This window comes from Streptomyces sp. JH34, assembly GCF_029428875.1.
Classification (GTDB): Bacteria; Actinomycetota; Actinomycetes; order Streptomycetales; family Streptomycetaceae; genus Streptomyces.
In genome coordinates, this window is the sequence record NZ_JAJSOO010000001.1 from 6196529 (window position 1) to 6217322 (window position 20794).

Consider the following 20794-nt stretch of genomic DNA (forward strand, 5'->3'; position numbering starts at 1 on the left):
GTGGCGCGGTGCCGCGGAACTGGGGAGTGGAAGCACGGGCGTACGGGAGCGCGGCGGCTTCGGCGACGCCCGCGGTCCTTCGAGCGTTGCACCCGTACCCGACGCCGTCCATACGTCGCGCGCCGCGGGGCATGACTTCCGGGACAACAGACGGGACGGGGTGCCCCGCCGGTGCCGGGCACGGCTCGTGACTACGATGGGCCAGCCGGTGGCCGAAGGGGCCGCGGCGCCCACCGAACCTCGGGAAGGCCATGCTGAACAAGTACGCGCGTGCATTTTTTACGCGTGTCCTCACACCGTTCGCCGCTCTGCTGCTCCGCCTCGGGGTCAGCCCCGACGCGGTCACCCTCGTCGGCACGGCCGGAGTGATGGCAGGTGCGCTGGTCTTCTTCCCGATGGGGGAGTTCTTCTGGGGCACGATCGTGATCACGGTCTTCGTCTTCTCGGACCTCGTCGACGGCAACATGGCCCGCCAGGCGGGCATCTCCAGCCGGTGGGGCGCGTTCCTCGACTCGACGCTCGACCGGGTGGCGGACGGGGCGATCTTCGCCGGGTTCGCGCTCTGGTACGCGGGCAGCGGCGACGACGACGCGCTGTGCGCGGTCGCGATCTTCTGCCTGGCCAGCGGCCAGGTGGTCTCGTACACGAAGGCGAGGGGTGAGTCGATCGGCCTGCCCGTCGCGGTGAACGGACTGGTGGAGCGCGCGGAGCGACTCGTGATCTCCCTGGTCGCGGCGGGCCTCGCCGGTCTGCACGGCTTCGGGGTCCCGGGAATCCAGGTCCTGCTGCCCATCGCGCTGTGGATCGTCGCCGTGGGCAGCCTGGTGACGCTGATCCAGCGGGTGGTGACCGTACGCAGGGAGTCGGCCGAGGCGGACGCCGCGGCCGCCGCCCAGGGCGGGAGCGGGGCCGCGCAGTGAGCGGAACCCGGTCCGACCTGAAGGGACGCCTGACGGACGGGCTCTACGGCCTCGGCTGGGGCGCCGTCAAGAAGCTCCCCGAGCCCGCCGCCGCCGCGCTCTTCCGCAACCTGGCCGACCAGGTGTGGAGGCGGCGCGGCAAGTCCGTGCTCCGGCTGGAGTCCAACCTCGCCCGGGTGGTGCCCGACGCGGACGCCGCCCGGCTCGCCGAGCTGTCGAAGGCCGGCATGCGCTCGTACATGCGCTACTGGATGGAGTCCTTCCGGCTGCCGACCTGGAGTCCGGAGCGGATCAAGGCGTCCATCGACGTCCGGGACGCGCACCGCCTCACGGAAGGACTGGACGCGGGCCGGGGCGTCGTCCTGGCGCTGCCGCACCTCGGGAACTGGGACCTGGCGGGCGCGTGGGTCACCACCGACCTGAAGGTGCCGTTCACGACGGTCGCCGAGCGGCTCGAGCCGGAAACCCTCTACGACCGCTTCGTGGCCTACCGCCAGGGGCTCGGCATGGAGGTCCTCCCGCACAGCGGAGGGGCCGCGTTCGGAACCCTGTCCCGGCGGTTGCGCGCGGGCGGGCTGGTCTGCCTCGTCGCCGACCGCGACCTGTCGGCCTCCGGCGTCGAGGTGGACTTCTTCGGCGCCACGGCACGCATGCCGGCGGGGCCCGCCCTGCTGGCCCAGCAGACCGGCGCCCTGCTGCTGCCCGTCACCCTCTGGTACGACGGCACCCCCGTCATGGGGGCGCGGGTCCATCCACCCGTTCCCGTGCCGGAGACAGGCACACGCGCCGAGAAGACGTCCTCCATGACACAGGCGCTGGCCGATGCCTTCGCCACCGGGATCGCCGAGCATCCGGAGGACTGGCACATGCTGCAGCGGCTCTGGCTCGCCGATCTGGACCCCCAGGGGGAAGCTCCGTGAAGATCGGCATCGTCTGCCCGTACTCCTGGGACGTCCCGGGCGGCGTGCAGTTCCACATCCGTGACCTGGCGGAACACCTGATCCGCCTCGGTCACGACGTCTCGGTGCTCGCCCCCGCCGACGAGGAGACGCCGCTCCCGCCGTACGTCGTCTCCGCCGGCCGCGCCGTGCCCGTCCCGTACAACGGCTCGGTCGCCCGGCTGAACTTCGGGTTCCTGTCCGCCGCACGTGTCCGGCGCTGGCTGAACGACGGCACCTTCGACGTCATCCACATCCACGAGCCCGCCGCGCCCTCGCTGGGCCTGCTCACCTGCTGGGCGGCGCAGGGGCCGATCGTGGCCACCTTCCACACGTCCAACCCGCGTTCCAGGGCCATGATCGCGGCGTACCCGATCCTCCAGCCCGCACTGGAGAAGATCAGCGCGCGGATCGCGGTGAGCGAGTACGCGCGGCGGACACTCGTCGAGCACCTCGGTGGCGACGCCGTGGTCATCCCCAACGGGGTCGACGTGGGCTTCTTCGCGCGGGCCGAGCCCAAGGCCGAGTGGCAGGGCGGGACGCTCGGCTTCATAGGGCGCATCGACGAACCGCGCAAGGGGCTGCCCGTCCTGATGAAGGCACTTCCCGCGATCCTCGCCGCCCGCCCGGAGACCAGACTCCTTGTCGCCGGACGCGGTGACGAGGAGGAGGCCGTCGCCTCGCTGCCGCAGGAGATGCGCTCGCGCGTCGAGTTCCTCGGCATGGTGAGCGACGAGGACAAGGCACGGCTGCTGCGCAGCGTCGACGTGTACGTCGCGCCGAACACCGGTGGGGAGAGCTTCGGCATCATCCTGGTCGAGGCGCTGTCGGCGGGAGCGCCCGTCCTCGCCAGCGACCTGGACGCGTTCGCGCAGGTGCTCGACCAGGGGGCCGCGGGCGACCTGTTCGCCAACGAGGACGCGGACGCGCTGGCCGCGGCCGCGATCCGGCTGCTGGGAGACCAGGAGCGGCGCGAGGGTCTGCGGGAACGCGGCAGCGCGCACGTGCGCCGCTTCGACTGGACGACGGTCGGCGCGGACATCCTGTCGGTGTACGAGACGGTGACGGACGGGGCGGCGGCCGTGGACACCGACGAACGCACAGGCCTCCGCGCGCGCTTCGGCCTCGCGAGGGACTGAGCGGGCCCCGCCCGGCCCGTGGCGCGGGTCCGGGTGGCAGGCGGGCCCGGCCCGTACCGGCGGGTCCGCACCGCAGCCACCGACGGTAGCCTTGCCGCCCGTGATCGAAATCCTCATCTGGACCGTCGTCGCGCTCTTCGCGATCGGCCTGTACCTCAGCTGGACCGCCGGACGGCTCGACCGGCTCCACGCCCGTATCGACGCGGCCCGGGCGGCGCTCGACGCCCAGTTGTTGCGCCGCGCGTCGGTCACCCAGGAACTGGCCACGTCCGGGGTCCTGGACCCCGCCGCGTCGATCGTGCTGTACGAGGCGGCGCACGCCGCGCGGCAGGCCGAGGAGGAGCAGCGCGAGGTCGCCGAGAGCGAGCTGAGCACCGCCCTGCGGGCCGTCTTCGGCGAGGCGGCACAGGTCGACGCGGTGAAGGAGTTCCCGGGGGGCGAGGACGCGGCCGGGGAACTGGCCGCCGCCGTACGCCGGGTACCGATGGCGCGCCGCTTCCACAACGACGCGGTGCGGGCCGCCCGCGCGCTGCGCAGGCACCGGACGGTGCGACTGCTCCGGCTCGCCGGCCACGCGCCGTTCCCGCTCGCCTTCGAGATGGACGACGAGCCGCCGGTGGCCCTGGCGGACCGGCCCGGCAGCTGACGGCCGGCGACGGACAGGCGCACCGACTGTGGGCGGACCGGCCCCGGCAGAGGGGTGATCCGGCCGCCCGCGGCCCCCGGGACGTACGGACCGGTCCACGGGGTGTTCATTGGCCCTTGCTGTGGACTGCTCCCGGGGCGTTTGCTCGGAGACGCAGCACCCCGTTGTCTTCTCCACCCCAGTGAGGTCGATCCGTGTCCACGCTTCCCAGCACCCCGCAGTCCGCCGAGACCCCGGCCACCGGCACCGCCCGAGTCAAGCGCGGCATGGCCGAGCAGCTCAAGGGCGGCGTGATCATGGACGTCGTCGACGCCGAGCAGGCGAAGATCGCCGAGGACGCGGGCGCCGTGGCCGTCATGGCCCTGGAGCGGGTCCCGGCCGACATCCGCAAGGACGGCGGCGTGGCCCGGATGTCGGACCCGAACATGATCGAGGAGATCATCGGGGCCGTCTCCATCCCCGTCATGGCCAAGTCCCGCATCGGCCACTTCGTCGAGGCCCAGGTCCTCCAGTCCCTCGGCGTCGACTACATCGACGAGTCCGAGGTGCTCACCCCGGCCGACGAGGTGAACCACAGCGACAAGTTCGCCTTCACCACCCCGTTCGTCTGCGGCGCCACCAACCTGGGCGAGGCCCTGCGCCGGATCGCCGAGGGCGCCGCGATGATCCGCTCCAAGGGCGAGGCGGGCACGGGCAACGTCGTCGAGGCCGTGCGCCACCTCCGCCAGATCAAGAACGAGATCGCCCGGCTGCGCGGCTACGACAACAACGAGCTGTACGCCGCCGCCAAGGAGCTCCGCGCCCCCTACGAGCTGGTCAAGGAGGTCTCCGAGCTCGGCCGGCTGCCCGTCGTGCTGTTCTCGGCCGGTGGCGTGGCCACCCCGGCGGACGCGGCCCTGATGCGTCAGCTCGGCGCCGAGGGCGTCTTCGTGGGATCCGGCATCTTCAAGTCCGGCGACCCGGCCAAGCGTGCCGCCGCCATCGTGAAGGCCACCACCTTCTACGACGACCCGAAGGTCATCGCGGACGCCTCGCGCAACCTGGGCGAGGCCATGGTCGGCATCAACTGCGACACGCTGCCCGAGGGCGAGCGCTACGCCAACCGCGGCTGGTAAGCACCGATGACCGACACCCCTGTCATCGGAGTCCTGGCACTCCAGGGCGACGTGCGGGAACACCTGACCGCCCTGGCCGTGGCGGACGCCCTGGCCAGGCCGGTCAGGCGGCCCGAGGAGCTCGCCGAGGTCGACGGGCTCGTCATCCCCGGCGGCGAGTCCACCACGATGTCCAAGCTGGCGGTGATCTTCGGGATGCTGGAGCCGCTGCGCGAGCGGGTCGCCTCGGGGATGCCCGTGTACGGGACCTGCGCCGGGATGATCCTGCTGGCCGACAAGATCCTCAACCCTTCCCCGAGCTCTCGACTCCGTTCGGGCGGGGGAGACCCCGTGCCCGGCCAGGAGACGGTCGGCGGCATCGACATGATCGTGCGCCGTAACGCTTTCGGGCGGCAGAACGAGTCCTTCGAGGCGGCCGTCGAGATGGACGCGGTGCCCGGCGGACCCGTCGAGGGCGTCTTCATCCGGGCCCCCTGGGTGGAGTCGGTCGGCGCCCGCGCCGAGGTCCTCGCGGTGCACGGCGGACATATCGTGGCCGTACGCCAGGGAAACGCGCTGGCGACGTCGTTCCACCCGGAGCTGACCGGGGACCACCGCGTGCACGCGCTCTTCACCGACATGGTGCGCGCCGTGGGCTGATCCGATCCCGGTAGGATCTCTCGGGTTCGGATCGATTTTGGTGACGCGAAGGAGAAGGCAGATGTCCGGCCACTCTAAATGGGCTACGACGAAGCACAAGAAGGCCGTGATCGACGCCAAGCGCGGCAAGCTCTTCGCGAAGATGATCAAAAACATCGAGGTCGCGGCCCGTACGGGTGGCGCCGACGTGTCCGGTAACCCGACCCTCTTCGACGCCATCCAGAAGGCCAAGAAGAGCTCGGTCCCGAACAAGAACATCGACTCGGCGGTCAAGCGCGGCGCCGGCCTCGAGGCCGGTGGCGCCGACTACGAGACGATCATGTACGAAGGCTACGGCCCGAACGGCGTCGCGGTGCTCATCGAGTGCCTCACCGACAACCGCAACCGTGCCGCGTCCGACGTCCGTGTCGCCATGACCCGCAACGGCGGATCGATGGCGGACCCGGGCTCGGTCTCGTACCTGTTCAACCGCAAGGGCGTCGTGATCGTCCCCAAGGGCGAGCTGTCCGAGGACGACGTGCTCGGTGCCGTGCTCGACGCGGGTGCCGAGGAGGTCAACGACCTCGGTGACACGTTCGAGGTGCTCAGCGAGGCCACCGACATGGTCGCGGTCCGCACCGCGCTGCAGGAGGCCTCCATCGACTACGACTCGGCCGAGGCCAACTTCGTCCCGACCATGCAGGTCGAGCTGGACGAAGAGGGCGCGCGCAAGATCTTCAAGCTGATCGACGCGCTCGAGGACAGCGACGACGTGCAGAACGTCTTCGCCAACTTCGACGTCTCCGACGAGGTCATGGAGAAGGTCGACGCCTGAGAACGGCGCGTCACACCGACGGGCCGACGGGACACACCCCGTCGGCCCGTCGCGTTGTCGGTGGGACCCGATAGCCTGCGGGAACAGGTGACCGAGTGGCGGAGGGGGCCCTTTCGTGCGGGTGTTGGGCGTGGACCCGGGGCTGACCCGGTGCGGTGTCGGAGTCGTCGAGGGCGTCGCCGGCCGGCCGCTCACCATGGTCGGCGTCGGCGTCGTGCGGACCCCGGCCGACGCGGAGCTCGGCCACCGGCTGGTCGCCATCGAGCGGGGCATCGAGCAGTGGCTCGACGAACACCGTCCCGAGTTCGTGGCGGTGGAGCGGGTGTTCGCCCAGCACAACGTCCGCACGGTCATGGGTACGGCCCAGGCCAGCGCGGTCGCGATGCTCTGCGCGTCCCGTCGCGGCATCCCCGTCGCCCTGCACACGCCCAGTGAGGTCAAGGCGGCCGTCACCGGATCGGGACGCGCCGACAAGGCGCAGGTCGGGGCGATGGTGACCCGGCTGCTGCGGCTCGACGCACCCCCGAAGCCCGCCGACGCCGCCGACGCCCTCGCCCTCGCCATCTGCCACATCTGGCGCGCACCCGCGCAGAACCGACTGCAGCAGGCCGTCGCCGCCCATCGCACGCTGAAAGGCCGTACCGCATGATCGCCTTCGTCTCCGGCCCGGTGGCCGCCCTCGCCCCGACCACGGCCGTGATCGAGGTCGGCGGCATCGGCATGGCCGTCCAGTGCACCCCCGACACCCTCGCCGGACTGCGGATCGGCAAGGACGCCCGGCTGGCCACCTCCCTGGTCGTCCGGGAGGACTCCCTCACCCTCTACGGCTTCGCGGACGACGACGAGCGGCAGGTCTTCGAGCTGCTCCAGACCGCCAGCGGTGTGGGCCCCCGGCTCGCCCAGGCGATGCTCGCCACCCACAGCCCCGACGCCCTGCGCATCGCCGTCGCCACCGGCGACGAGAAGGCGCTCACCGCCGTGTCCGGCATCGGTAAGAAGGGCGCCCAGAAGCTCCTCCTCGAACTCAAGGACCGGCTCGGCGAACCCGTCGGCGCGCACATCGGGCAGCAGGGCATCGGCGCAGCCGTCAGCTCCTCCTGGCGTGACCAGCTGCAGGCCGCCCTCATCGGCCTCGGCTACGCCACCCGGGAGGCCGACGAGGCGGTGACCGCCGTGACACCGCAGGCCGAGGCGGCGCTCGCCCAGGGCGGCCAGGCACCCGTGTCCCAGCTGCTCCGCGCAGCCCTGCAGACGCTCAACCGCGCGCGCTGACCCCAGGTCGACCGCGCGCGCCGACCCCAGGGGCCCGCGCGCCCCGTACGCCGGCCGGAACACCGCACGGACCGGCACCGAAACACCCGAGGCGGGACTGACGAGATGAACTGGGACGAGACCGGGCCCGACACCGGCGACCTCACCGACGAGCGGCTGGACGACCGCCTGGTCGACGCCGGCGCGGACGGTGAGGACACCGCGGTCGAGGCCGCCCTGCGCCCGAAGGACCTCCACGAATTCGTCGGCCAGGAGAAGGTGCGCGAACAGCTCGACCTGGTCCTCAAGGCCGCCCGCGCCCGGGGCGCCACCGCCGACCACGTCCTGCTCTCCGGTGCCCCCGGCCTGGGCAAGACCACCCTCTCCATGATCATCGCGGCCGAGATGGGCGCCCCGATCCGCATCACCTCGGGCCCCGCGATCCAGCACGCGGGAGACCTCGCGGCGATCCTCTCCTCCCTCCAGGAGGGTGAGGTCCTCTTCCTCGACGAGATCCACCGGATGTCGCGGCCCGCCGAGGAGATGCTCTACATGGCGATGGAGGACTTCCGGGTCGACGTCATCGTCGGCAAGGGCCCCGGAGCCACGGCCATCCCGCTGGAGCTGCCGCCCTTCACCCTCGTCGGCGCCACCACCAGGGCGGGCCTGCTGCCGCCCCCGCTGCGCGACCGCTTCGGCTTCACCGGCCACATGGAGTTCTACGCCCCCACCGAGCTGGAGAGGGTCATCCACCGCTCCGCCGGCCTGCTCGACGTCGCCATAGACACCGCGGGCGCCGCCGAGATCGCCGGGCGCTCCCGGGGCACCCCCCGCATCGCCAACCGCCTGCTGCGCCGTGTCCGTGACTACGCCCAGGTCAAGGCGGAGGGGCGGATCGACCGGGACATCGCCGCCGCCGCCCTGCGGGTGTACGAGGTCGACGCCCGGGGACTCGACCGGCTGGACCGCGCGGTGCTGGGCGCCCTGCTGAAGCTCTTCGGAGGAGGCCCAGTCGGTCTCTCCACCCTCGCCGTGGCCGTGGGGGAGGAGCGCGAGACCGTCGAGGAGGTCGCCGAGCCCTTCCTCGTCAGGGAAGGGCTGCTCGCCAGGACCCCGCGCGGCAGGGTCGCGACCCCCGCGGCGTGGGCGCACCTCGGACTCGTGCCTCCGCAGCACGGCGCAAAGGGACAACAGGGCCTGTTCGGGGCGTGACGCAGGACAGGTTGGCCAGCAGGGGAACCACGGTGCCATGCTGGACGTTGTTCCAATGATGCGGACTCGCTTAGACTCCGCCGATGCCGCCCGTACAGGTCGGTGTACCCACCCCCGTAGACCAGGCCGCGTCAACCAGCGTGGTCGTGCGAAGGAAGTTCCGTCCCGTGAGTCTCGTGACCCTCCTCCCCTTCATCGTGCTCATCGGGGCCATGTTCCTGATGACCCGGTCCGCCAAGAAGAAGCAGCAGGCGGCTGCGCAGATGCGCAACGACATGCAGCCCGGTACCGGCGTCCGGACGATCGGGGGCATGTACGCCACCGTCAAGGAGATTCAGGAAGACACGGTTCTCCTCGAGGTCGCGCCCGGCGTCCACGCCGTCTACGCGAAGAACTCCATCGGTGCCGTCCTGGACGACGCGGAGTACAACCGCATCGTCCACGGCGACGACGAGCTGGAGGGCGAGGGCACGATCGTGCCCGACGACGCCTCCTCGCTCACCGCCGGTGAGTCCGCGGACGACGAGGTCGCGAAGATCGACCTGGGCAAGAAGGCCGAGGACGACGCCGAGCCGAAGGACACCGAGGCCAAGGGCTCCGAGGTCAAGGACGCCAAGGCCGACGGCGAGGGCGACGCGAAGTAGTTCCACGATCCCCGGACGCCGGATGCCTGCGGGTGTCCGGCGTCTCGCGGGCCGTGGGCCCTTCTGCGGGGTCGGGTCCCCACATCACTCAGTGGCCGCTCGGGCGCGCACCCGGCGCGGGGCGGTTGGACAGGGAGAAACGAAAAGGTGGCAGCACCGAAGAAAGGCCGGGGCGCATCCGGTGGACAGGGCAGGCCGGGCCGTGCCCTGGCACTGATCCTCATCGCCATGGTCGCTCTGACCGGCGGGATGTTCCTGTCCGGTCACACCACGCCCCGGCTGGGTATCGACCTGGCAGGCGGCACGTCGATCACCCTCAAGGCGAAGAGTCAGCCCGGCAAGCCCGAGGCGATCAACGAGACCAACATGAACACCGCGGTCAGCATCATCGAACGCCGTGTCAATGGTCTGGGTGTCTCCGAGGCCGAGGTTCAGACCCAGGGCGCATCGAACATCATCGTCAACATCCCCAAGGGGACGAATTCGGCGCAGGCCCGGGAGCAGGTCGGCACGACCGCCCAGCTCTACTTCCGGCCCGTGCTGACGGTCGCCGCCGGCACGCCGACCCCCGAAGGTTCCGCGAGCCCGTCCGCGAGCGGTTCCGGGAAGCCGAGCGCCACGCCCAGTGCGAAGGCGAGCGACCCGGAGACGGCCTCGAGTTCGAAGGCGACGCCCTCGGACGGCGCCACCACCCAGGGCCGTGCCGTCACCGACGCCCTGAAGAAGGACGCGACGCCGACACCCTCCGGCAGCGCCTCCGGCGCCGCGAAGCCGGACGCCCCCGCGGCCACCGAGACGCCCGACGCGGCCACCGCGGCGCTCCAGAAGAAGTTCACCGAGCTCGACTGCACCGACAAGGCTGCCCGCGCGGCCGCCGGCGACGGTGTCAAGCCCGGTGACCCCACGGTCGCGTGCAGCTCCGAGGGAGACGCCAAGTACCTCCTCGGCCCGGCCGAGGTCTCCGGTACGGACGTCGACGACGCGAAGGCCCAGTTCGACCAGCAGCGCGGCATCTGGCTCGTCTCCATGGAGTTCACCGACAAGGGCTCCAAGAAGTTCCAGACGATCACCAAGAAGCTGTCGGCCCAGCAGTCCCCGGCGAACCAGTTCGCGATCTCCCTCGACGGTGAGGTCGTCTCCGCACCCCAGGTGAACGAGACCCTCAGCGGCAGCGCCGAGATCTCCGGCAGCTTCACCCAGCAGTCCGCGGAGGACCTGGCCAACGTCCTGTCCTACGGCGCGCTCCCGCTGTCCTTCAGCGAGGACACCGTCACCACGGTCACCGCCGCACTCGGCGGCGAGCAGCTGGAGGCCGGTCTCATCGCCGGCGCCATCGGACTGGCCCTGGTCGTCATCTACCTGGTGGCCTACTACCGCGGCCTGGCGCTCATCGCGCTCCTCAGCCTGGTGGCCTCCGGCATCCTGACCTACACGATCATGGCGCTGCTCGGCCCGGCCATCGGCTTCGCGCTGAACCTCCCGGCCGTCTGCGGTGCGATCGTGGCGATCGGTATCACGGCGGACTCGTTCATCGTCTACTTCGAACGCATCCGTGACGAGATCCGCGAGGGCCGCACACTCCGTCCGGCCGTCGAGCGCGCGTGGCCCCGTGCCCGCCGCACCATCCTGGTGTCCGACTTCGTGTCGTTCCTCGCGGCGGCCGTACTCTTCCTCGTCACCGTCGGCAAGGTCCAGGGCTTCGCGTTCACGCTCGGTCTCACGACCCTGCTCGACGTCGTCGTGGTGTTCCTCTTCACCAAGCCCGTCATGACGCTGATGGCCCGCACGAAGTTCTTCGGCAGCGGTCACCCGTGGTCCGGACTGGACCCGAAGCGCCTCGGCGCAAAGCCGCCGCTGCGCCGCTCGCGCCGCGTCAACGCCCGTACCGACCACCCGAAGGAGGCGTGAGATGTCGCGACTCGGCAATCTCGGCGCCCGGCTCTACCGTGGCGAGGTCGGTTACGACTTCATCGGCAAGCGCAAGATCTGGTACGGCGTCTCGATCCTGATCACCATCACGGCCATCCTCGGCCTGGCGGTCAGCGGCCTGAACATGGGCATCGAGTTCAAGGGCGGTGCCGTCTTCACGACCGACACCAAGGCCAAGGTGTCCGTCTCCCAGGCCCACGAGGACGCGGTCGCGGCCTCCGGCCACGAGGCGATCGTCCAGGAGCTCGGCAACGGCGGGCTCCGGATCCAGATCACCGAGGTCGACACCAAGAAGGCCGACCAGATCAAGGCCCAGCTCTCCGAGGACCTCGGCATCCCCGAGGCGAAGATCAACGCGGACCTGGTCGGACCCAGCTGGGGCGAGCAGATCGCCAACAAGGCCTGGGCGGGCCTCGGGATCTTCATGGTCCTCGTGGTGGTCTACCTGGCCATCGCCTTCGAATGGCGCATGGCCGTCGCCGCCCTCATCGCGCTGATCCACGACATCACGATCACCGTCGGCGTCTACGCCCTCGTCGGCTTCGAGGTCACCCCCGGCACCGTGATCGGTCTGCTGACCATCCTCGGTTACTCCCTCTACGACACGGTCGTCGTCTTCGACAGCCTCAAGGAGGGCACGAACGGGATCACCAAGCAGACCCGCTGGACCTACAGCGAGATCGCGAACCGTTCCATCAACGGCACGCTGGTGCGTTCCATCAACACCACCGTCGTCGCGCTGCTGCCGGTCGCCGGTCTGCTGTTCATCGGCGGCGGTGTCCTCGGCGCGGGCATGCTGAACGACATCTCGCTGTCGCTGTTCGTCGGCCTCGCCGCCGGTGCGTACTCCTCGATCTTCATCGCCACCCCGCTGGTCGCCGACCTCAAGGAGCGCGAGCCGCAGATAAAGGCACTGAAGAAGCGGATCCTCGCCAAGCGGGCCGCAGCGGCCGCCAAGGGCGAGTCCGTCGAGGACGAGCGTGACGACCTGGCCGAGGACGACACCGAGCCCGCGGGCGCCGTCGTCGGTCAGCGCCGCCAGCCCGGGGGCCACGGCCGGACTCCGAGGAACCGCCGATGACCACCACGAGCGTCACCGACGCGACCCGGGAGCTCCTCCTCAGCCGGATCCGCGACGTACCGGACTATCCGAAGCCCGGAGTGCTGTTCAAGGACATCACCCCGCTGCTCGCGGACCCGATCGCCTTCACCGCGCTCACCGACTTCTTCGTGGAGCTGTGCGTACGGCACGGGGCCAGCAAGGTCGTCGGCCTCGAGGCGCGCGGCTTCATCCTGGCCGCGCCGGTGGCCGTCCGGGCCGGGCTCGGGTTCGTCCCCGTGCGCAAGGCCGGGAAGCTGCCCGGGGCCACGCTGGGGCAGGCGTACGAGCTGGAGTACGGCACGGCGGAGATCGAGATCCACGCCGAGGACCTGTCCGCCGGCGACCGGGTCATGGTCATCGACGACGTCCTGGCCACGGGCGGTACCGCCGAGGCGTCGCTGGAGCTCATCCGGCGGGCCGGTGCGCAGGTCGCGGGGGTGTCGGTCCTCATGGAGCTCGGCTTCCTCGCCGGCCGGGACCGGCTCGGGGCGAGGCTGGGCGATGCCCCGCTGGAGGCTCTGATCACCCTCTGACCTGCGCCGCGTCCGCGTGGCGCGCGTAGGGACGTACAGGACGGGTACCCGGGAACATCCGGGTACCCGTCCCGCGTCGTGGGGGGTTCCGCAGTCCCCGGGCGAGGTCCTGCCCAGGGGTCGATACCATGGGCTTTCCGGTAGCCCGGATCCGCACGAGGAGCGCTCTTGCCAGACGAGGCCCAGCCAGTCGCCGCCCCGCAGCCCGATAGGCCCGCGGCGGCCTCCGCCACGCCCGGGGGAACGCAGCCCGACGGGCCCGGCACCTCCGGGTCCCCCGGCGAGCACACGCAGGGCCCCGACCAGGCTCCGGCCCCCCAGCCGCCCGCCGCCCCTGCCCCGGCCACGACGGCGAAGCCGACGCCCCCTCCCGGCACGAAGGCCGCACCGTCCTCCGGGACGAAGCCCACGCCCCAGGAGAAGCCCGGCTCCGGCCCCTCGGCGCAGAAGCCCCCGGCCCCGGCCCCCGCCGCGAAGCCCCCGGCCAGGCCCTCCGCCACCCCGCCCGCCGCGCCCGCGCGCTCCGGCGGCTCCTCCAGCAGGGTCCGTGCCCGCCTCGCCCGACTGGGCGTACAGCGCTCCAGCCCGTACAACCCGGTACTCGAACCCCTCCTGCGCACCGTCCGCGGCAACGACCCCAAGATCGAGTCCTCGACCCTGCGCCAGATCGAGCGCGCCTACCAGGTCGCCGAGCGCTGGCACCGCGGTCAGAAGCGCAAGAGCGGCGATCCGTACATCACCCACCCGCTGGCCGTCACCACCATCCTCGCCGAGCTCGGCATGGACCCGGCGACGCTGATGGCCGGGCTGCTCCACGACACGGTCGAGGACACCGAGTACGGCCTGGACACCCTGCGCAAGGACTTCGGCGACCAGGTCGCGCTCCTCGTCGACGGCGTCACCAAGCTCGACAAGGTCAAGTTCGGCGAGGCCGCCCAGGCGGAGACCGTGCGCAAGATGGTCGTCGCCATGGCCAAGGACCCCCGGGTCCTCGTCATCAAGCTCGCCGACCGCCTGCACAACATGCGCACCATGCGCTACCTCAAGCGGGAGAAGCAGGAGAAGAAGGCCCGCGAGACCCTCGAGATCTACGCGCCGCTGGCCCACCGCCTCGGCATGAACACCATCAAGTGGGAGCTGGAGGACCTCGCGTTCGCGATCCTCTACCCCAAGATGTACGACGAGATCGTCCGTCTCGTCGCCGAGCGCGCGCCCAAGCGTGACGAGTACCTCGCCATAGTGACCGACGAGGTGCAGGCCGACCTGCGCGCCGCCCGCATCAAGGCCACCGTCACCGGACGGCCGAAGCACTACTACAGCGTCTACCAGAAGATGATCGTGCGGGGCCGCGACTTCGCCGAGATCTACGACCTGGTGGGCATCAGGGTCCTCGTCGACACGGTCCGCGACTGCTACGCGGCGCTCGGCACCGTCCACGCCCGGTGGAATCCGGTGCCCGGGCGGTTCAAGGACTACATCGCGATGCCCAAGTTCAACATGTACCAGTCGCTGCACACCACGGTGATCGGTCCCAGCGGCAAGCCCGTCGAGCTCCAGATCCGGACCTTCGACATGCACCGCCGCGCCGAGTACGGCATCGCCGCGCACTGGAAGTACAAGCAGGAGGCCGTCGCGGGCGCCTCCAAGGTCCGCACCGACGTCCCCAAGCACGCGGGCGGCCGCGGCCAGGACACGGTCAACGACATGGCGTGGCTGCGCCAGCTCCTGGACTGGCAGAAGGAGACCGAGGACCCCAGCGAGTTCCTGGAGTCCCTGCGCTTCGACCTCTCGCGCAACGAGGTCTTCGTCTTCACTCCGAAGGGCGACGTGATAGCGCTGCCCGCCGGCGCGACGCCGGTCGACTTCGCGTACGCCGTCCACACGGAGGTCGGCCACCGGACCATAGGGGCACGGGTCAACGGACGGCTCGTACCGCTGGAGTCGACGCTCGACAACGGCGACCTGGTGGAGGTCTTCACCTCCAAGGCGGCCGGCGCCGGGCCTTCCCGCGACTGGCTCCAGTTCGTCAAGTCGCCCAGGGCACGCAACAAGATCCGCGCCTGGTTCTCCAAGGAACGGCGCGACGAGGCGATCGAGCAGGGCAAGGACTCCATCGCGCGGGCCATGCGCAAGCAGAATCTGCCGATCCAGCGCATCCTGACCGGCGACTCGCTGGTCACGCTGGCCCACGAGATGCGCTACCCCGACATCTCCTCGCTGTACGCGGCGATCGGCGAAGGGCACGTTGCCGCGGCGGGCGTCGTCCAGAAGCTCGTCCAGGCGCTCGGTGGCGAGGACGCGGCCAACGAGGACCTGGCGGAGAGCTCCCCGCCCTCGCACGGGCGCAGCAAGCGCCGGGCCAAGGCGGATCCCGGAGTCGTGGTCAAGGGTGTCGAGGACGTCTGGGTCAAGCTGGCCCGCTGCTGTACGCCCGTACCCGGCGATCCGATCATCGGGTTCGTCACCCGCGGCAGCGGCGTCTCCGTGCACCGCGCGGACTGCGTCAACGTCGACTCCCTCTCGCAGCAGCCCGAGCGGATCCTCGACGTCGAGTGGGCGCCCACGCAGTCGTCCGTCTTCCTGGTCGCCATCCAGGTGGAGGCGCTCGACCGTTCGCGGCTGCTCTCCGACGTGACCCGCGTGCTGTCCGACCAGCACGTGAACATCCTGTCGGCGGCCGTGCAGACCTCCCGAGACCGGGTGGCCACCTCGCGCTTCACCTTCGAGATGGGCGACCCCAAGCACCTGGGACACGTCCTGAAGGCCGTACGCGGCGTGGAGGGCGTCTACGACGTCTACCGGGTCACCTCGGCACGGCGGCCTTGAGGACGCCGCGGCCGGCAGGCGCTCAGCCTGCCGGCCGCGGGTCCACGACGACCTACGCGTCGACCTCGTACCGGCCGTACTCCAGGAAGTAGCGCATCTCCTCGGGTGTGCCGTCGATGGCCTCCTGGACGGCGGCGCGCAGCGCGTCACTTATGCCGGGGCGGTTCAGGATGCTGACGATGGCGACGCGGTCGTCCTCGGCCTGGGCGAGGCGGTAGCCGGTCTCGAGCCAGGCGCGCATCTCGTCCGGCGTACCGGAGTCGAGGAGCGCGTTGACCTCGCGGATCACCCTCCTCCCGGAGTCCTGGTCGGCGAGTATGCGGGAGAGGGCGACGCGTACGTCGTCGTCGGACATCTCGTCCACCGGGGTCTCCAGGACCACGACGGCCGGGGACACGGCCGCAGGCGCGGGTGAGGAGACGGGGCCGGCGGCGAAGGCCGGGCCGGCCAGAAGGAGCGCCGGGGCCAGGGCGGTTGCTGCGACGGTCAGAGCGGCACGGGTGGGTCTCATGGTGACCAGCCCCAAGGTCGTAGTGAACCCGGTGCCGGCACACGTGCGCGTGCCGACGTGGAGATCATCGCGCCTGGGTCTGACAGAAGCTGTACCGCTCCCGGCCGCTGTCCGCACGCGAGAGGGGCTCCCGTACGCATCGCGTACGGGAGCCCCTCTCACGCGGGAACGACGCGGCCTCAGCCGCCGAACTCCTCCAGGCCCTTCAGCACCTGGTCCAGCAGAAGCTGACGGCTCTCGAGCTCCCGGGAGAGCTTGTCCGCCCTGGCGTTGTTGCCCGAGGCGCGTGCCGTGTCGATCTGCGTACGCAGCTTGTCGACGGCCGCCTGGAGCTGACCGGTCATACCCTCGGCGCGTGCCCGCGCCTCCGGGTTCGTCCGGCGCCACTCCGACTCCTCGGCCTCCTGGAGAGCCCGCTCCACGGCCTGCACCCGGCCCTCGACCTTCGGGCGGGCGTCACGCGGGACGTGGCCGATGGCCTCCCAGCGCTCGTTGATGGAACGGAACGCGGCCCTGGCCGCCTTCAGATCCTTCACCGGGACCAGCTTCTCGGCCTCGGCGGCGAGTTCCTCCTTGAGCTTGAGGTTCTCGCCCTGCTCCGCGTCGCGTTCGGCGAAGACACCGCTGCGGGCACCGAAGAAGACGTCCTGGGCGCCGCGGAAGCGGTTCCACAGCTCGTCCTCGGCCTCGCGCTGGGCGCGGCCCGCCGCCTTCCACTCGGTCATCAGGTCGCGGTAACGCGCGGCCGTCGTACCCCAGTCGGTCGAGCCCGAGAGCGACTCGGCCTCGGCGACCAGCCTCTCCTTGACCTTGCGGGCGTCCTCACGCTGGGCGTCCAGCGCCGCGAAATGGGCCTTGCGCCGCTTGGAGAAGGCGGAACGCGCGTGTGAGAAACGGTGCCACAGCTCGTCGTCGGACTTGCGGTCCAGACGAGGCAGCCCCTTCCACGTGTCGACGAGCGCCCGCAGACGCTCACCCGCCGACCGCCACTGCTCGCTCTGCGCCAGTTCCTCGGCCTCGACGACGAGCGCCTCCTTGGCCTGACGGGCCTCGTCGGTCTGCTTCGCCTTCTGGGCCTTGCGCTCCTCGCGCCGCGAGTCGACCGTCGCGACGAGCGCGTCCAGCCGCTTGCCGAGCGCGGCGAGGTCGCCGACGGCGTGGTGCTCGTCCACCTGCTGGCGCAGGTGATCGATCGCGGCCGTGGCGTCCTTCGCCGACAGGTCGGTGGTCTTCACCCGCCGCTCGAGGAGGCCGATCTCGACCACCAGGCCCTCGTACTTGCGCTCGAAATAGGCCAGTGCCTCCTCGGGGGAACCGGCCTGCCACGATCCGACGACCTGCTCGCCCTCGGCCGTACGCACGTACACGGTGCCCGTCTCGTCGACACGGCCCCACGGGTCGCTGCTCACAGCGCCTCCTCCACCTGATGCATCGAGGGGGTTCGCCCCCCGTGCATCGTCCACAGTTTCCTGGGGCGGGCAGCGCCCGCCCTGCACAACGCCAATCTAGGCGACCGGCCACCCGGCTGTCCGCACTCAGCGCGGCTGAAATTCTCCGGTGCGCTCCGGGAACCTCCCGCCGGGCGGCCGTCCCCGCGGTCAGTCCTTCTCGACCGTCGCCTTCTCGACCGTGACGGTCTTCTTCGGAGCACCGTCACCCGCCCCCTCGGCGACACCCGCCTCGGCGACCTTCTTGACGGCCTTCAGACCCGCGTCGTCCATCGTGCCGAACGGCGTGTAGCTGGGCGGCAGTTTGGTGTCCTTGTAGACCAGGAAGAACTGGCTGCCGCCCGTTCCCGGCTGGCCGGTGTTCGCCATCGCGACGGTGCCCGCGGGGTACGTCACGGAGCCGTCGGCGCCCGCCTTGCCCAGCGCGGTCAGATTCTCGTCCGGGATCGTGTAGCCGGGGCCACCCGTGCCGTCGCCCTTCGGATCGCCGCACTGGAGGACGAAGATGCCTTCCGTGGTCAGCCGGTGACACTTCGTGTTGTCGAAGTACCCCTTGTCCGCCAGGGCCTTGAACGAGTTCGTGGTGTGCGGGGTCTTCGCCGCCTCCATCGCGATGCCGATGTCGCCCTGGCTCGTCCTGAGCGACATCGTGTACGAGGCCTTCTTGTCGATCTCCATCGCGGGCTCGGGAGCACTGCTCTCGCTCTCCGAGGGCGACGGGGTCGGGCTCGCGCTCGCGGCGGCGTCCGCGGAGTTCTTCGTGTCGTCCCCGTCGAGCGAGAGGTACGCGCCCGCCCCGATGACCGCCACCACGGCCACCGACGAAGCGATGATCACCGTGAGACGCCTGGTCCTCCGGCGCGCTTCCTCCCGGCGCTGCTGCTGCCGCTCGAACTTCTCCCGGGCGAGCTGCCGTCGCCGCTGATCGCTGCTGACCACCGGATGGTCTCCTTGTGCGTCGTGTGATCGGACCTGGAATGCCCGTACGGTATATGGGTTAGCTGTGGAATGAGGAGCGCCGGTAGTCTCTGGTCTGCCGCGTTCCCCTCCGCGGCCCTCCTCGTCGGACGAAAAACCTAAGGACGATCGTGCTCATTGCCGGGTTCCCCGCCGGGGCCTGGGGGACCAACTGCTATCTGGTCGCCCCCGCCGCAGGCGAGGAGTGCGTGATCATCGACCCGGGCCACCAGGCCGCCCAGGGCGTCGAGGAAGCGCTGAAGAAGCATCGGCTCAAGCCCGTCGCCGTCGTCCTCACCCATGGCCACATCGACCACGTCGCCTCGGTGGTCCCCGTGTGCGGAGCCCATGACGTCCCCGCCTGGATCCACCCCGAGGACCGCTACATGATGAGCGACCCCGAGAAGGCGCTGGGACGCTCCATCGGGATGCCGCTGATGGGCGAGCTGACCGTCGGCGAGCCGGACGACGTGAGGGAACTGGCCGACGGCGCGGCGCTGAAGCTGGCGGGCATGGAGTTCGGCGTCGCGCACGCACCGGGCCATACGAAGGGGTCGGTGACGTTCCGGATGCCCGAGGTCGCGGACGTGCCGCAGATCCTCTTCTCGGGCGACCTGCTCTTCGCCGGCTCCGTCGGACGCACCGACCTGCCCGGCGGCGACCACGCCGAGCTGCTCGAGTCCCTGGCCCGTGTGTGCCTGCCGCTCGACGACTCGACCGTGGTGCTGTCCGGCCACGGCCCCCAGACGACCATCGGCCGCGAGCGCGCCTCCAATCCGTACCTGCACGGACTGGACGCGCCCCGCCGAGGAATGTGACGAGAGAAAAAACCTGTGAGCACCTTCCAGGCCCCCAAGGGCACGTACGACCTGACCCCGCCCCGCTCCGCGAAGTTCCTCGCGGTGCGTGAGGCGATCTCCTCGCCCCTGAAGAACTCCGGCTACGGGTACATCGAGACCCCCGGCTTCGAGGACGTCGCCCTGTTCGCCCGGGGCGTCGGCGAGTCCACCGACATCGTGTCCAAGGAGATGTACGCCTTCGAGACCAAGGGCGGCGACAAGCTCGCGCTGCGTCCCGAGGGCACCGCGTCCGTGCTGCGCGCCGCGCTGGAGGCCAACCTCCACAAGGCCGGCAACCTCCCCGTCAAGCTCTGGTACTCGGGTTCGTACTACCGCTACGAGCGCCCCCAGGCGGGCCGTTACCGCCACTTCTCGCAGGTGGGCGCCGAGGCCATCGGCACGGAGGACCCCGCGCTCGACGCCGAGCTGATCATCCTCGCCGACCAGGCGTACCGGTCGCTCGGCCTCACGCAGTTCCGCATCCTGCTGAACTCGCTGGGCGACAAGGAGTGCCGCCCCGTCTACCGCGAGGCGCTCCAGACGTTCCTGCGGGACCTCGACCTCGACGAGGAGACCCGCCGGCGCATCGAGATCAACCCGCTGCGGGTCCTCGACGACAAGCGGGCCGACGTCCAGAAGCAGCTGACCGGCGCCCCGATGCTCCGCGACTTCCTCTGCGACGCCTGCAAGGCGTACCACGAGGAGGTCCGCGACCTGCTGACGGCGGCGGGCGTCGCGTTCGAGGACGACGAGAAGCTGGTCCGCGGCCTCGACTACTACACCCGCACGACCTTCGAGTTCGTCCACGACGGTCTGGGCTCCCAGTCCGCGGTGGGCGGCGGCGGGCGCTACGACGGCCTCTCCGAGATGATCGGCGGCCCCGCGCTGCCGTCCGTCGGCTGGGCCCTCGGCGTGGACCGCACGGTGCTCGCCCTGGAGGCGGAGGGCATCGAGCTCGACATCCCCGCCTCGACCAGCGTCTACGCGGTGCCGCTCGGCGAGGAGGCGCGGCGCGTGCTCTTCGGCCTCGTCACCGAACTGCGCAAGGCCGGCGTCGCGACGGACTTCGCCTTCGGCGGCCGTGGCCTCAAGGGCGCCATGAAGAGCGCGAACCGCTCCGGCGCCCGCTACACGGTCGTCGCCGGGGAGCGGGACCTCGCCGAGGGCGACGTCCAGCTCAAGGACATGGAGTCCGGCGAGCAGGAAGCGGTGGCGGTCGGTGACCTGGTGGCCGTGATCCAGGCGAAGCTCGCCTGAGCCGACGGCCCGTCCGCCTGTGCCCGCCCGGCCCGTCCGGGCGGGCACAGTCGCGTCCGGTGCCGTTCGCGCGG

Annotated in this window: 20 protein-coding genes; 17 read left to right on the forward strand and 3 right to left on the reverse strand. The window is 70.9% G+C overall.

Annotation, left to right across the window (positions count from 1 at the left end):
• Positions 1-251: 251 nt before the first annotated feature.
• From pgsA to LWJ43_RS27985, 15 genes are all read left to right on the forward strand, one after another.
• Positions 252-920, forward strand: a complete 669-nt coding sequence (gene pgsA / locus LWJ43_RS27915; protein ID WP_277334943.1) for a phosphatidylinositol phosphate synthase — start codon at positions 252-254, stop codon at positions 918-920.
• A complete protein-coding gene (locus LWJ43_RS27920) occupies positions 917-1840 on the forward strand; it encodes a phosphatidylinositol mannoside acyltransferase (RefSeq protein WP_277334944.1) in 924 nt (307 codons plus the stop codon). Before pgsA ends, LWJ43_RS27920 begins: the two co-directional genes overlap by 4 nt.
• Positions 1837-2997 carry a glycosyltransferase family 4 protein gene (locus tag LWJ43_RS27925; protein WP_277334945.1) on the forward strand — a complete coding sequence of 387 codons (1161 nt, stop codon included), beginning with the start codon at positions 1837-1839 and terminating at the stop codon, positions 2995-2997. The genes LWJ43_RS27920 and LWJ43_RS27925 overlap by 4 nt, the downstream gene beginning before the upstream one ends.
• A 100-nt stretch (positions 2998-3097) precedes the next feature.
• Positions 3098-3643, forward strand: a complete 546-nt coding sequence (locus LWJ43_RS27930) for a hypothetical protein (protein ID WP_277334946.1) — start codon at positions 3098-3100, stop codon at positions 3641-3643.
• A gap of 194 nt (positions 3644-3837) precedes the next feature.
• Positions 3838-4758 carry a pyridoxal 5'-phosphate synthase lyase subunit PdxS gene (gene pdxS / locus LWJ43_RS27935; RefSeq protein ID WP_277334947.1) on the forward strand — a complete coding sequence of 307 codons (921 nt, stop codon included), beginning with the start codon at positions 3838-3840 and terminating at the stop codon, positions 4756-4758.
• Positions 4759-4764: 6 nt separating this feature from the next.
• Positions 4765-5397 carry a pyridoxal 5'-phosphate synthase glutaminase subunit PdxT gene (gene pdxT / locus LWJ43_RS27940; RefSeq protein WP_277334948.1) on the forward strand — a complete coding sequence of 211 codons (633 nt, stop codon included), beginning with the start codon at positions 4765-4767 and terminating at the stop codon, positions 5395-5397.
• Between the two features lie 61 nt (positions 5398-5458).
• Positions 5459-6211, forward strand: a complete 753-nt coding sequence (locus tag LWJ43_RS27945) for a YebC/PmpR family DNA-binding transcriptional regulator (protein ID WP_277334949.1) — start codon at positions 5459-5461, stop codon at positions 6209-6211.
• A 115-nt stretch (positions 6212-6326) separates the two neighbouring features.
• Positions 6327-6860 (forward strand): crossover junction endodeoxyribonuclease RuvC, encoded by a 534-nt coding sequence (ruvC, locus tag LWJ43_RS27950; protein ID WP_147962341.1) that lies wholly within the window; start codon positions 6327-6329, stop codon positions 6858-6860.
• Positions 6857-7483: a Holliday junction branch migration protein RuvA gene (ruvA, locus tag LWJ43_RS27955; RefSeq protein WP_277334950.1), complete on the forward strand. Its 627-nt coding sequence runs from the start codon at positions 6857-6859 to the stop codon at positions 7481-7483. Before ruvC ends, ruvA begins: the two co-directional genes overlap by 4 nt.
• A 105-nt stretch (positions 7484-7588) precedes the next feature.
• The gene (ruvB, locus tag LWJ43_RS27960; protein ID WP_014157349.1) at positions 7589-8674 is read left to right on the forward strand and encodes a Holliday junction branch migration DNA helicase RuvB; all 1086 of its coding nucleotides are present in this window, start codon (positions 7589-7591) and stop codon (positions 8672-8674) included.
• 167 nt (positions 8675-8841) lie between these two features.
• Positions 8842-9318 (forward strand): preprotein translocase subunit YajC, encoded by a 477-nt coding sequence (gene yajC / locus LWJ43_RS27965; protein WP_277334951.1) that lies wholly within the window; start codon positions 8842-8844, stop codon positions 9316-9318.
• A 147-nt stretch (positions 9319-9465) separates the two neighbouring features.
• A complete protein-coding gene (gene secD, locus LWJ43_RS27970; RefSeq protein ID WP_277334952.1) occupies positions 9466-11226 on the forward strand; it encodes a protein translocase subunit SecD in 1761 nt (586 codons plus the stop codon).
• Position 11227: 1 nt separating this feature from the next.
• Complete coding sequence (secF, locus tag LWJ43_RS27975; protein ID WP_277334953.1) at positions 11228-12328, forward strand: protein translocase subunit SecF; 1101 nt, start codon at positions 11228-11230, stop codon at positions 12326-12328.
• On the forward strand, positions 12325-12882 hold the full coding sequence (locus LWJ43_RS27980) for an adenine phosphoribosyltransferase (protein WP_277334954.1): 558 nt from the start codon (positions 12325-12327) through the stop codon (positions 12880-12882). The genes secF and LWJ43_RS27980 overlap by 4 nt, the downstream gene beginning before the upstream one ends.
• A 168-nt stretch (positions 12883-13050) precedes the next feature.
• On the forward strand, positions 13051-15708 hold the full coding sequence (locus tag LWJ43_RS27985) for a RelA/SpoT family protein (protein ID WP_277334955.1): 2658 nt from the start codon (positions 13051-13053) through the stop codon (positions 15706-15708).
• Between the two features lie 52 nt (positions 15709-15760).
• Here LWJ43_RS27985 and LWJ43_RS27990 read toward each other — a convergent pair whose 3' ends face one another.
• From LWJ43_RS27990 to LWJ43_RS28000, 3 genes are all read right to left on the reverse strand, one after another.
• Complete coding sequence (locus LWJ43_RS27990; protein ID WP_277334956.1) at positions 15761-16219, reverse strand: ALF repeat-containing protein; 459 nt, start codon at positions 16217-16219, stop codon at positions 15761-15763.
• A gap of 179 nt (positions 16220-16398) precedes the next feature.
• Positions 16399-17628, reverse strand: coding sequence for a DUF349 domain-containing protein (locus LWJ43_RS27995; RefSeq protein ID WP_277334957.1), 1230 nt, complete (start codon positions 17626-17628; stop codon positions 16399-16401).
• A gap of 189 nt (positions 17629-17817) precedes the next feature.
• Entirely contained in the window at positions 17818-18606 is a 789-nt protein-coding gene (locus LWJ43_RS28000; protein ID WP_277334958.1) for a peptidylprolyl isomerase, read from the reverse strand.
• A 149-nt stretch (positions 18607-18755) separates the two neighbouring features.
• On the opposite strand from LWJ43_RS28000, the gene LWJ43_RS28005 reads away from it, so the two are divergent.
• Together LWJ43_RS28005 and hisS are read left to right on the forward strand one after the other, a co-directional pair.
• A complete protein-coding gene (locus tag LWJ43_RS28005; RefSeq protein ID WP_277334959.1) occupies positions 18756-19442 on the forward strand; it encodes an MBL fold metallo-hydrolase in 687 nt (228 codons plus the stop codon).
• A gap of 15 nt (positions 19443-19457) precedes the next feature.
• Positions 19458-20720, forward strand: a complete 1263-nt coding sequence (gene hisS / locus LWJ43_RS28010; protein WP_014157358.1) for a histidine--tRNA ligase — start codon at positions 19458-19460, stop codon at positions 20718-20720.
• The last annotated feature ends 74 nt before the right edge of the window (positions 20721-20794 follow it).